Raw genomic sequence first — 11,685 nt, 5'->3', positions numbered from 1 at the left:
CCTAAAAAAGATGACACCTGCACAATACAGACATCATCTTCTTCAAGTTGCCTAGAGCTTTTTTTAAAATGTCCTTTACAAAGGGTACACTTTATTAGACGAATGTCATTCTTTTTCTCTCCTTATAACTTGTTGTACTTTCGCATTTGGGTCAATCGAATAACTATCTGTATAATAAAGTGTTTTTATTCTACAATTACTTCCTACGATGACAACATCTCCATCTACTATGTCCGCATTCGTATAGGACAGACGTAAATGCTTCCCTCTTAGACGATTGCAATTTAACTTTTTCTTTAATAATGGAAGGATAGAAATTTTATCTTTTTCTATCCATATATCATCAGCAATCAGGTCTCCAATTTCACTTTCACCAGACAATTTTAAAGCAAAACGTTCCGCATTTATTTCTACTGCTTTTACAATACCAATCACATCCACCGTTTCGGCCTTCAAACTTTGTGCAATGGTCAACTTCCCAGAACTATTTATTTTTATTACTTGCCCAGCTTCCATTTTTAAGCTACCAGCACTCTTTATTTCATTAATTTCGCAAAAACCTTTTATTGTGCATGCTCCTGAACTGTTTAAAGTTTGCGCTACAACACATGAATGAAAAGAACTATGACCATGGGAAGAGATTTTTTTAAGTCGTACTTCTTGATGTAAAGCAACAGATCCACGGATATTTAATTGCTCACAGTCTGCGGTTAAGGTTTTTATATTACCGTTTGTTAGGGTTACAGTGCGGGGTTTTTGAATCAAGGATAATCACCTCATTTTAATTTAATTAATATATATTTTAGTTATTAAAATATATATTAATTAAATTATATGTAGCTCCATTTTGTCAAGTACTAATAAAGTGATGACTTTAATGCAGGAGAGTTCTCTAAAAATCAGGAGCCTTACATTTTTCTGGGCAATAAAAAAGGATTTCAATTTTTGAAATCCTAAAAAATTTTTTTCATTAACTGATTAACATCACTCAGAATTTTTGCCATGTCTGTAAGCTTTTCTTGCGAGAACTTCAAAAATAACTCTTGAACCTTTGTTTCACCGCTCTTCGTTAGAACCATTTTTACGACACGTCGGTCTTCATTTTCTCTAACACGTTGTACTAAATCTAGTTTTTCAAGTTTATCGCACATCGACGTAACCGCGCCAGGCGTTACACTGAAGAACTCAGCAATTTCAGTTGCTTTCATACAATCATTAATTTTTAACTGAAGTAGAAGAATCAGTTGGTTTTGAGATAATGATTCCCCTTCAGATAGGAGATTGACAAACATTGTCGATTTTTGCTGTATTTCAAGCATCTCTCTCATAATGATTTCTATATGATGTAATTGATCGTCTTTTGACATAATATCACAGCCTGTTAAAATATTTAATAATTAAATTATATAGTAAGTATATAATGTGGGCTACTATCCATGTTGTTTTTGATACAATAATCTAAATTTGTCTAGGCAGAGAAGGGGAGAAATGGTGAGTAAACATTTTTATTATCTTTGGGGTAACATTTCTTGTGGCAAGCTAGCGATGTCGTTGTATACGATGACCATTACGTTACTAATCTTTTCGATAACACATTCGGCAACCTTTGCCTCTCTCGTCATGTTTATTCATGTAATGGGGAAGGTTGTAAGTTCCTTTGTTTTTCCATTCGTTACTGAAAAAATTCCTTTAAAGAAAATTTTAAGTCTATCTCTCCTTGCGCAGCTCATTATCATGTTATTAATAATAAGTGTACTGAACGACGGCGGGTTATTACATACGACTTTAAGATTGACGATTATTTATATTTTTATTACATTGGCTGGTTTTATAGATGGATTTGTTTCACCGTCCCGAATGGCTCTTATTCCGGGGATTGTTGAACAAACAGCGTTAGGAAAGGCGAATAGTTTAATAAGTACAACAGATCAGACATTTGCTTTACTTGGTTGGTCTATAGGTACGGTGGCTATCATTATTTACGGCAGTAATTCGGTACTAATGGTGTGTTTGATTCTTTTCATCGTATCATTTTTGACTTCCTTACAAATAAAAACTACAACAATTAAAAAATCTCCAAAACGACCTAGTTTGGACATCGTCAAAGAGGGATGGATTATTTTATTTAGTAAGAAAAACCACATGAGAACCATTACAATTATGGACATCATGGAAGGTATAGCTTCAGGAATATGGATCGGTGCTATAACCCTTGTATTTGTTCATGAAGTTTTAAAGAAGGGTGAGCAATGGTGGGGATTTATTAACTCTGGTTACTTTGCGGGAAGTATTATAGGAGGCATGCTAATAGCTGTATTTTCTACGAGGCTTGAAAAGCATTTAATAAAAGGAATTGTGATAGGTTCGTTTTTTGTTAGTTTATTCGTACTGCTTTACGCGATGAATACAACAGCTTGGATAGCCCTTCTTTTAGTAGTTTTAATGGGGCCATTTTACCAGCTTCGTGATATTTCCCAGCAAACATATATTCAAAAAAATATTGATGGATTAGCAAAATTATATGCAGCAAAGGATAATCTATATTATTTAGTGTTTGCACTTTCTATTTTCGTATCAGGCCTAATTTCTGATTACATAGGTGTTGTTTATGTCTACTATTTTGCATTCATCTTATATTTTATATCTTCAATTGCTGCGGCATTCATATTTAGAGGGGGATCAAATAAATAAAGACTGTGGTGCCATTACTGCTATGAATGATATTGATAACTGAAAAGAGAACAAATTTAAAGAGCCTGTTTAGAAATTCAAACATGCTCTTGTTCAAATTAAATTTATTGTATAAAAGTATCGCACATCCATTGATAAAACTTTTCCTTCTCTTCAAATTGTGGATAATGAGCGGATTGCTCGAAATTGCATAAGGTATTTCCGAACACCCAGGTCCTCTGTAAACAAAAATAATAACTGGATTATTCTTATCTTTGCCACGTATCATAATTTCATGATTACTACCGTTTATCTTTACTTGTTGCAATATATATTTTATTAATTTCATTATCTTTTTCATCTAATTCCCCTGCAAATGCGAATTGTAGTTCGAATTTTTAGATTCTTTTAGGGAGAGTTGTTGAATTGTACATTTTTCTTTTATAAACATAAAAGTACATGCTGAGGGGCCACCATAAGGTTACAAAAATCGGATAGATTGCCCATATTACTTCTGGTGAAGAGACGATATTTACTGTAATAAAAAAGATACTGATAAGTACAGTAGCGTTAATAGAGAACGCAACAAAAGTTTTTTTCTGTGCATGATATAAGGATAGTGGCCACCAAATTACTGAAAATGCTGGATAGATCGCCCAAGGATATGGATGGGATAAAATAATATTTAATAAAGAGTAATAAATGATCGTACTTGCACAGCCTATCAATGCAATTCTCAATGTTTTCGCTTTTTCTTCTAAATACATAAGAATTGGCCACCAGATTATTGGATAAACCGCATAAATGAACCATAAATAATCAGGTGAGTATAAATAATTTTCAATGATGAGAAATGCAATAATCATGGCACTACAAATGAGAGAATATTGTTTATACATTTTTTTAGACATAAAAAATAAAGTAATTGGCCATAGCAACACCAAGAAACATGGGTAAATAAACCAAATTGTTTGAGGCGATGTAATATAATTGACGATTCCTAAAAATATCATTGTCATTAAACTACCGGCAATCGAAAAGCCAATAAAGTTCTTCATGCTCTATTCACTCCATTTCTTTCGTGACCAAACGAAGTACATTGATAATGGCCACCATAATATTGCGAAGATTGGGTAAATCGCCCAAATTGTATGTGGCGTGTAATAAAGATTAATGAAAATAAAGAACGCGATAATTAATGCACTACCCCATATAGAGAATTCTAAATTTAATTTGGACATATTTTTCTTTTCGGGCTCCTTAACGCCTAGTTCTTTTTTTAAATCCTCGATATCCCCAAATTCTACGATGGCTTTGTTGATGGCATCTTCTTGTTCTTTTCCTTGATCCATCAAATAAAAAACTTTTTCTTCAAGATTTTGAATGATTTCTTGTTTCACCATCTCAGTTTCATTATTACGAGGCATATCCTTAAAAAGCTCATCAATATGGTTTTTTATTCTTTTCATTCTAAGCCCTCCATAAATAAGTCGATAATTTCTTTTACTTCCGACCACTCTTTTACTAGCTCATTTAAATAAGCTTTTCCTAAAGGGGTAATACGGTAATACTTCCTTTTGCCTCCATGTGAAACGTCACCATAATAGGCTTCAATTACTTCCTTTTTCTCTAGACGCTGAAAAACAGCATACAAAGTTGCTTCTTTGATTTGAAAACGATTATTTGTGCGGAGACTTATTTCCTGAGAAATTTCGTAGCCATACCGGTCCTTTTCTGAAATTAGCCGTAAAATAATCGAGTCCAAGTGTCCTCGGATGATATCACTTCGAACCATAAGTCACCTGCTTACATTTTATCCCGCATTAACGCGCAGTAATTTATCCATACCGAAAGAGAACCATCAGGCACAGACGTCCACTTAAGAGTAAGATGAACTGCCCATAAGAGCCCGATTGGTGAAGACTAATAATTAGTGGGGATGAAGTAAATCCGCACTGATTAAGTTTCACCTTATTGCTCTATCTGTCAGAGTAATATTAACAAACATTACTCTGCCTGTCAAAGTAATTTTTGAAAGCTTAAAAATCCCCTTTCACGCAAAGGTAAAAGGAGATTCACGGAGTCATTTTATTATTTAGATAAGCAACTAAAATTCATCACATATACAATGCTGCAAGAAAGATCCCTAATACCTCTTCATAGATGTCATTGAATTGGCTAATTGGAAGAGGATTCGTCCCACTTCCTAGCTCAACAGTGAAGCCAGGTCTACGCCAGTCCTGAATAAACCAGTCTTTATAGCCTGCATAGCTTCCTGCTGAATTGATAGGCTCATAGCCACTGACCCGACTAAACTCATTAACAAGAACTTCTGATTCGGGTGGTTCAAGGTTTTCAAAGCCCCAATAAATTACTTTTCCTTGCGTATGAAAAGCAAGAACTCTTGCGAAATTGCGTTTCTTTGTTAAATCAGCCATAGCAATGGCCTCTGGTTCGGATAAAGGTCGTTCTCCGCCATAATCTCTTGGCCCAGGTGTTTTGGAATTACGTGCACTTTCTAACTCCCATTTTGCAGGGAATTGGTCGTTTAAATCGACGCCGTGTATATTTGCCTTCCATCCAGAAAAATTGGTGCTACCACTATTCCAACGAATAAGCTGATTTCTTAACACTTCGTCATTGGGTGGGCCTTGTATCACTAAATTGACACCATCGGGATTGACCATCGGAACTATGGAAAGGGTTGTTTGCCGGTACAGTGGGAGTGTGGAAAGACCTCGAATTGTGCTTTGATTAGTGAGCGCGAGTAGGTAGTCATTTAAAAAGGTTAAAATAATCGGAGTTGTAATCCATTCGTTCGCGTGAAAGGAACCGTTATAATGAACACGCTTTGTTCCGTTTCCGATGAGTAGCTCGGGTATTTCATGTTCTAAGACAGAATATCCGATTGTAGAGCTTTGTAGAAATGGATAAGCATCGATTAGTGTTCTTATATCCTTCATCATAATGTCGTAAGTATAATTTTGCTTACCGTCGACCAGTCTCCATGTAATTCGCACGGGTATGTGAATTATCTGGCCTATTTGTAATTGATTTGGATTAAGACCAGGGTTGACGAGCAAAATGGCTACTAATGGGATATTTCGGCTTTGGGTAATCTGCCAAAAAGAATCCCCTTGCTTTATTTGATAATTGGTAATGATAAAACCCGGAATTTTAACACGCTGTCCCACTCTTAGAAATGGAGGGTTTATATGGCGGTTAGAATCTAAAATTAGCTGAAGTGATATATTAAACACTTCACTATAACGCCAAAGTGAATCTCCTGGTCTTACGAATATGTCCACAATTTTCTCTCCTTAATATCTATTATGCCTCCAGCGATAAATTTGGACTTCCGCCGAAAGAAGTTAAAATAGTTCAATATAAAATGTATATGAAAAAATAAAAAACTTATTAACGTTAAATGAGGAAAGTTTTGTTTAGTACTTCTTCTAAAGACACATTTCATAATGGACAGACGTCCTATGCAAGCAAGGAGCCAATCCTGTCGCCTCAACGCTAGTAAGGAAAGGAGTCATTTGTTCTTTATTTTTTAGATGTATAAGGGTAATAGAGGGAAAAGGAAATGAGCTGACTAAGAAGAGAGTCAGCTCACAAAGTTTATATGTCTTCACGGATTTTTGCTTTTTTAAAGCCATGATAAATATCAAATACATTAGCTATGATGGCAATAAAAATGCTTACTAACAATATGCGGTCTATTGCAAATAAAATCTTAGCAGAAGTCGTTTCCGTAATGGCAGCGATATAAGGTACAGCGGCACTGTGTATAAAATCAGGTTGCTTAACCATAAGGATAAATACAATGGTGCCTATACATTGTATTAGAGCATTAGCTACTGCAATTAACATCGTCCATTGACCAGCTTTCAATTTCAATAATGTTAAAGCTATACTTAACACTATACAAAATAAAACGATTGGCGCAAAGGACAGTAAAACATCTTGGTTGAATATGGGCATAACAAACTTCAAGTCGCTTTTATTATTAGAAGTGTAGATTCCTAAAAGATGATTCGCATTGAAATAGACAAAGGTAAAAATAATAATACCTAAGAAGCTGAAAATAATATCATTCAGTGAAATCGTTTTTTCTTTAGGGACAATTTTAACGATTGTTAAATCATCTGGTGTCCATTGCTGTAGGTCCTTTACAAAGGGGATTCGAATATTTTTTCCGCCAGATCGTTCAATCACAATAAAAGCAACTGTAATCCAGAACAGCACTTGTATAATCACTGTAATGATATTGGTGATTGTTATAGAAATAGCTTTGATAATTGTAGTTAGAAGTGCATCTTCTCCACTGTAAAGTACAACGCTTTCTACCATCTGAACAATTACTGTAATAAGAATCGCCCAAGGCACAACTAATTTTATTGTTCTAATATAAGTGTCAAACACCTGTGGACCGATTAAAAATCGTGGTGTATCTTGATAGCTTGCAGCAACTTTTTCTGGATTCCCTAGCTTTTTAAGTACCTCCTTAACATCTGATTCTGAATAATCTTCAGATAACATATCTTCAATAGTAGATTTTAGTTCTAGAGCGATATCATCACGTTTATTTTTGTTTATCCTTCTAGTCACTTCATGAATATATGCATCAATCAAATTCACTTTTTTCATCACCCTTCAATATTAATTCCTACTTGCTAGACGCTGAATCAAGGAATAGCTAATCTGAGGTGTATGCAATTGACTTCCACCTCGTAATTCCTTTGAGACTGCATCTACTAAGGGGTTCATCTTGATCACCTCGGGTTATAATACTGCAATTATACAGTATTATTATTTTTCGTGTGGTAATATATGTTATTATCAAGTGCTGAAATTAATGTGAAAAATTATTAACAAGAATTTTTATTTTCCTAAAAAAAGGGGGATGTATATGAGATTCATAGAAAAATTATTGAAGGAAGAGGACTTTATCCATTTTGTTGATATTGTGGTAGGTGCTTATCCAGGTAGTATGGATGGTTTACAGCCAACAAAAGAGCAATTGAAGGCGCATTTTATGCATAACCAGTACAATGATGCCTCCATTAATTATTATGGGTTATGGGAAGATAACGAACTAGTTGGTGGCATGCGACTTCATGATTTTGAAATGAACCTCTTCTCTAACATAATTCCAATCGGGGGAGTTGGGCTAGTAGCAGTAGATTTATTACGCAAAAAGGAAAAGATTGCGAAAGAATTAATAGCTCATTTTTTTAAAGTTTTTTTAGAGAAAAATATTCACTTTGTTGCTTTATATCCATTTAAACCAGACTTTTATAAAAAAATGGGCTTTGGTTATGGATCTAAAATACATCAATATTTAGTGGAACCAACAAGCTTTCCGAAAGGGTCAACAAAAAGGCATCTCACATATTTGACTTCACAAGATAAGCATAGATTAGCAGATTGCTATAACAGAGTAGCGGCAAAAAGGCATGGTATGTTTTACAAAACCGAATCGGAGCTTTCCTCCATTTTTAAAAACCCTCGCAACTATATTATTGCTGTTGAAAGAGAAGATAAAATACAGGGATATATGGTGTTTTCCTTTAATAAGCAAAGTGAAACTAATTTTTTACTGAATAATCTAGTCATTAAAGAATGGATATATGAGACACCAGAGGCTTTATTAGAGCTTAGTACGTTTTTAAATAGTCAAGCAGATCAAGTGAATCGTATTGAATGGAATACTCAAGAAGAAAATGTTCATTTCTTTTTAGGAGATGTACTAAATGGAACGAATCATTTAATCCCAAGTGTTTACCATGCTAGTTCCGTTTCAGGTGTTGGCTTAATGTATCGTATTATTAATGTGCGAGGTTTTTTTGAGGCGCTAACAGCACATAACTTTAATGGTCAAACATTAACATGTAAGCTTACGGTGAAGGATTCATTATTACCTGAAAACAATCAGCAAATTATTATTAAGGCTATCAAAGGTAACTTAAACATTTTAGACAATGAAAATTACGATGTGGAAATGATGATAGATATTGCAGAGCTTTCTTCTCTTGTCATAGGAGTTGTCACAGTGCAAGAGTTATTTATGCTTAGTAAGGTGAAAATTAGCGATGAACAATATATACAGGCATTGCATCAACTCTTCCTCGTTCTTGAAAAACCAATGTGCATTACAGCTTTCTAGGGAAGGTAATACAAGCTATTGATCTTTTTTTATAAAGAGAGATGAACGAATAGGTCGTTCCAGTGGCGTAATATTAATAATAAAATAGCTTATAATTAGTATTAATATAATAAGTGAATAAATTAAGGTATTGATGGGGTGATCATGCTCTACGATTATTAATCGAATCATGGCTGTAATTCCTATATATATAAAGTATCTTAGTGGAAAATGATAATCCTCCTTGAAATATTTAATAATCATCGTGATAAATTCAAAATACAAAAAGAAAATAAGAATATTAGCGAGGATAAGTTTGTAGTCACCGCCGTCCTTATTGAATAATAAAATTTTAAGGAATTCGAGTAGTTCTTTGACTAGTAGAAAGGATAAAATGAGCGCGAGAAGCACAAGGCAAACATTTAGAAACAACTGTAAAGTTTTTGGTATAGCCTTTATTAATTGTAAATAATTCTTTCCGTTCATCTAATTCCTCCAAGTCCTATGGGGTGGTTTCAGATAGGCATAAATTAATTATATGGTTGGGATGCATTGTATTATGATTTGAATATAACATTTGATCGTAAATATTTTAGTGTGTTTTTGTAAAGTTTTGCCATATATTCGTGAAAGAAAGTTTTCAAAATAAATTAGCTGTATGCTAAAATAGATGTGCATGAATATAAATTATAAAAGGGGTTTTTAAAATGGCAAAAGCAGCAAAAGATGCAAATATCACACCAGAACGTTTGGAAGAGGCATTAAACGTTCGTGATCGTCTTATTATTGAGTTACTAGTACAAGTACTTGATGAAAAGTTAGTAATTGAACGCCCTGTATTACGTGAGCGTCTAGGAAACCTTGTAGACCTTTCTCAACATGATGCAGAATTAAAGGAAACTATCCACGCTGTAATTAACAAGCTGTAATCTTAAGGGGAAAATGCTACACATATTGGGTAGCATTTTTCTTTTGCTTAAAATGTAATAATAATATCCCCTTTAAGATGGCTATAAAAGCCAAGCTTAAAGGGGATATTAATCTTTTAAAAAAGTATTATGACAATTGCATCACGTAAAACGATCAACTAATTCATGCATACGTTCTGCTTCTTTGTGTAGCTCTGCTGAGGAATGCATAATAGATGTGACCGCTGATTTTTGCTCATCAATGGAAGCATTAATTTGTTCAGTAGCCGCAGCTGATTGTGTTGCCACACTAGCTATTTCATTAATAGCGTTAATAACGATTAAACGATTATCACCCATCTCACTCATGCCCTGATCGAGGGAAACAAGATGTTCCTTAATGCCTTGTATGGAATCTGCTAATGATGTAAAGGCATTTTTAACTTGGCTAATCGACATAGCCTGTCCCTGTGAAAGCTGGAGCGTGTGCATCATCTTGGAATCTGAATTAGCTGTATCTATTTCTATACGTTTTAATAAGTTTTTCACTCGGTTAGTAGCTTCATTTGTATCCTCTGATAAATTACGTACTTCCTCTGCTACTACAGCAAATCCTTTACCATGTTCTCCAGCACGGGCTGCCTCAATACTTGCATTGAGGGCTAAAAGATTAGTCTGTTCCGAAATAGACGTAATGGTTTGTACTACATGATGAATTTCTTCCATTTGGCCAGTTAAGCTAGAGAGGTTTTCTCTTAGTTCTTCAATTACATTGATAAATTCATTCGAGTTTTGCTGCAGCACTTCTACCTTCTGTTTGCCGTTTTCTTGAGATTTATTAATACTATTCATATCCGAAGTAATTTCTGCATATTTTTCGGTTGCATATGAAATGAGTAACGACAATGTCTCAACCTTACTAATGGCCATTTCAGCTTCTTCGGCTTGAACAATAGCTCCTTTAGATATTTCCGTAATTGCCTGGTGAATTTCATCTGCTGAAGCTGTCGTTTCTTCTGTAATGGCACTAAGCATTTCTGAAGAAACTCTCATTTGTGCTGCGCTTTCTTTCGTGTTATTAACCATTTCATTTAAGCTATGTTTCATATTATTCACATTACTAGCGAGTATCCCTAATTCATCTTTTGTCGTAATAGGAATGTCCTCACCAGTCAGTTTACCTTTAGCAATATCTGATGTCATCACCATGATTCGGCGTATGTATGAAGTCATCCTACCTGAGAAGAACCAATATAGTGCAACACCGATCATTGTTGCAAGAAGAGTCATAGCAAGTGTGTAGTAAAGGACATTTTTAGTGCCTGCATTGAAATCCATTTCATAGGTACCGGCAGAGATAATCCAGCCCCAATGCTTGTCCTTGGCTGCGTAGGTAATCTTAGGAGCCACTACATCAGGGTTTGACGGTAGTGCCCAATCGTATCGAACATACCCTCCACCTGCATTTGCTTCATCAATCAATTCGCGTATAAAATAACGACCATCAGTTGTTTGAAAGTCATAGATGTTTTCTCCTTCAAGAGATGGATGCGTCTCCACTGTACCGTCATCTTTAAATGCATAAAAGTAAAAGTTTTCACCGTATTTTACTGGATTATCAATGGATCTTTTATTATCCTCAAGCCTTTTACCAACTATCCGTGTTCTTGCCTGTTCCTGGGCTTCTTCTAACGTAAGTTTTCCCTGTTGAACCTGCTCATCTAATTGGGCAATTAATTCAATAATTCCTAATGTACCATTTTTAAGACTTTGCCGACCTACCTCATCAAGTTCATTTTTCGCCATAAAGTAATTAACTGTACCAACTAGTGCTGTGGGAATCAAAATAACGAAAATGGCTAAAATGACAAGTTTGTTACGCACTGACTTCATCATAGGCGAAACCTCCGTTCCTTTCAGGGTTTAAAAAGCATTATTCAATCTATAACTTAATTA

At 34.7% G+C, this 11,685-nt stretch carries 12 protein-coding genes and 1 pseudogene; 3 read left to right on the top strand and 10 right to left on the bottom strand.

The window, feature by feature from the left end; all coding sequences use genetic code 11:
• Positions 1-105 precede the first annotated feature (105 nt).
• Together ACIQXF_RS20840 and ACIQXF_RS20835 are read right to left on the bottom strand one after the other, a co-directional pair.
• Complete coding sequence (locus ACIQXF_RS20840) at positions 106-765, bottom strand: hypothetical protein (protein ID WP_402787045.1); 660 nt, start codon at positions 763-765, stop codon at positions 106-108.
• 188 nt (positions 766-953) lie between these two features.
• On the bottom strand, positions 954-1,367 hold the full coding sequence (locus ACIQXF_RS20835; protein WP_402787042.1) for a MarR family transcriptional regulator: 414 nt from the start codon (positions 1,365-1,367) through the stop codon (positions 954-956).
• Between the two features lie 121 nt (positions 1,368-1,488).
• Here ACIQXF_RS20835 and ACIQXF_RS20830 point away from each other — a divergent pair, with 121 nt between their 5' ends.
• On the top strand, positions 1,489-2,691 hold the full coding sequence (locus ACIQXF_RS20830) for an MFS transporter (RefSeq protein ID WP_402787039.1): 1,203 nt from the start codon (positions 1,489-1,491) through the stop codon (positions 2,689-2,691).
• A 187-nt stretch (positions 2,692-2,878) separates the two neighbouring features.
• On the opposite strand, the pseudogene ACIQXF_RS20825 reads toward ACIQXF_RS20830, so the two are convergent.
• The 6 genes and pseudogenes from ACIQXF_RS20825 to ACIQXF_RS20800 all read right to left on the bottom strand — a co-directional run.
• Positions 2,879-2,998 (bottom strand): annotated as a pseudogene (locus ACIQXF_RS20825) (alpha/beta hydrolase); the annotation flags it as partial.
• Between the two features lie 70 nt (positions 2,999-3,068).
• Positions 3,069-3,728 (bottom strand): hypothetical protein, encoded by a 660-nt coding sequence (locus tag ACIQXF_RS20820; protein WP_402787036.1) that lies wholly within the window; start codon positions 3,726-3,728, stop codon positions 3,069-3,071.
• A gap of 3 nt (positions 3,729-3,731) precedes the next feature.
• Positions 3,732-4,139 (bottom strand): permease prefix domain 1-containing protein, encoded by a 408-nt coding sequence (locus ACIQXF_RS20815; protein ID WP_402787033.1) that lies wholly within the window; start codon positions 4,137-4,139, stop codon positions 3,732-3,734.
• On the bottom strand, positions 4,136-4,465 hold the full coding sequence (locus ACIQXF_RS20810; protein ID WP_402787032.1) for a PadR family transcriptional regulator: 330 nt from the start codon (positions 4,463-4,465) through the stop codon (positions 4,136-4,138). The genes ACIQXF_RS20815 and ACIQXF_RS20810 overlap by 4 nt, the downstream gene beginning before the upstream one ends.
• 322 nt (positions 4,466-4,787) lie before the next feature.
• Positions 4,788-5,978, bottom strand: coding sequence for a M14 family metallopeptidase (locus ACIQXF_RS20805; RefSeq protein WP_402787030.1), 1,191 nt, complete (start codon positions 5,976-5,978; stop codon positions 4,788-4,790).
• Positions 5,979-6,294: 316 nt separating this feature from the next.
• Positions 6,295-7,284 carry an HAAS signaling domain-containing protein gene (locus ACIQXF_RS20800; protein ID WP_483869736.1) on the bottom strand — a complete coding sequence of 330 codons (990 nt, stop codon included), beginning with the start codon at positions 7,282-7,284 and terminating at the stop codon, positions 6,295-6,297.
• A 301-nt stretch (positions 7,285-7,585) separates the two neighbouring features.
• On the opposite strand from ACIQXF_RS20800, the gene ACIQXF_RS20795 reads away from it, so the two are divergent.
• The gene (locus ACIQXF_RS20795; RefSeq protein WP_402787024.1) at positions 7,586-8,842 is read left to right on the top strand and encodes a GNAT family N-acetyltransferase; all 1,257 of its coding nucleotides are present in this window, start codon (positions 7,586-7,588) and stop codon (positions 8,840-8,842) included.
• A gap of 15 nt (positions 8,843-8,857) precedes the next feature.
• Here ACIQXF_RS20795 and psiE read toward each other — a convergent pair whose 3' ends face one another.
• Positions 8,858-9,307 (bottom strand): phosphate-starvation-inducible protein PsiE, encoded by a 450-nt coding sequence (psiE, locus tag ACIQXF_RS20790; protein ID WP_402787021.1) that lies wholly within the window; start codon positions 9,305-9,307, stop codon positions 8,858-8,860.
• A gap of 221 nt (positions 9,308-9,528) precedes the next feature.
• On the opposite strand from psiE, the gene ACIQXF_RS20785 reads away from it, so the two are divergent.
• Complete coding sequence (locus ACIQXF_RS20785; RefSeq protein ID WP_402787018.1) at positions 9,529-9,750, top strand: phosphate-starvation-inducible protein PsiE; 222 nt, start codon at positions 9,529-9,531, stop codon at positions 9,748-9,750.
• A gap of 141 nt (positions 9,751-9,891) precedes the next feature.
• Here ACIQXF_RS20785 and ACIQXF_RS20780 read toward each other — a convergent pair whose 3' ends face one another.
• The gene (locus ACIQXF_RS20780) at positions 9,892-11,625 is read right to left on the bottom strand and encodes a methyl-accepting chemotaxis protein (RefSeq protein ID WP_402787015.1); all 1,734 of its coding nucleotides are present in this window, start codon (positions 11,623-11,625) and stop codon (positions 9,892-9,894) included.
• Between the last annotated feature and the right edge of the window lie 60 nt (positions 11,626-11,685).

Origin of the sequence: Lysinibacillus sp. NPDC097231 (assembly GCF_044761885.1) — a bacterium.
Lineage (GTDB): Bacteria > Bacillota > Bacilli > Bacillales_A > Planococcaceae > Lysinibacillus.
Note: the sequence above shows the minus strand (reverse complement) of the source record. Positions and strands in the feature narration are given on the sequence as shown.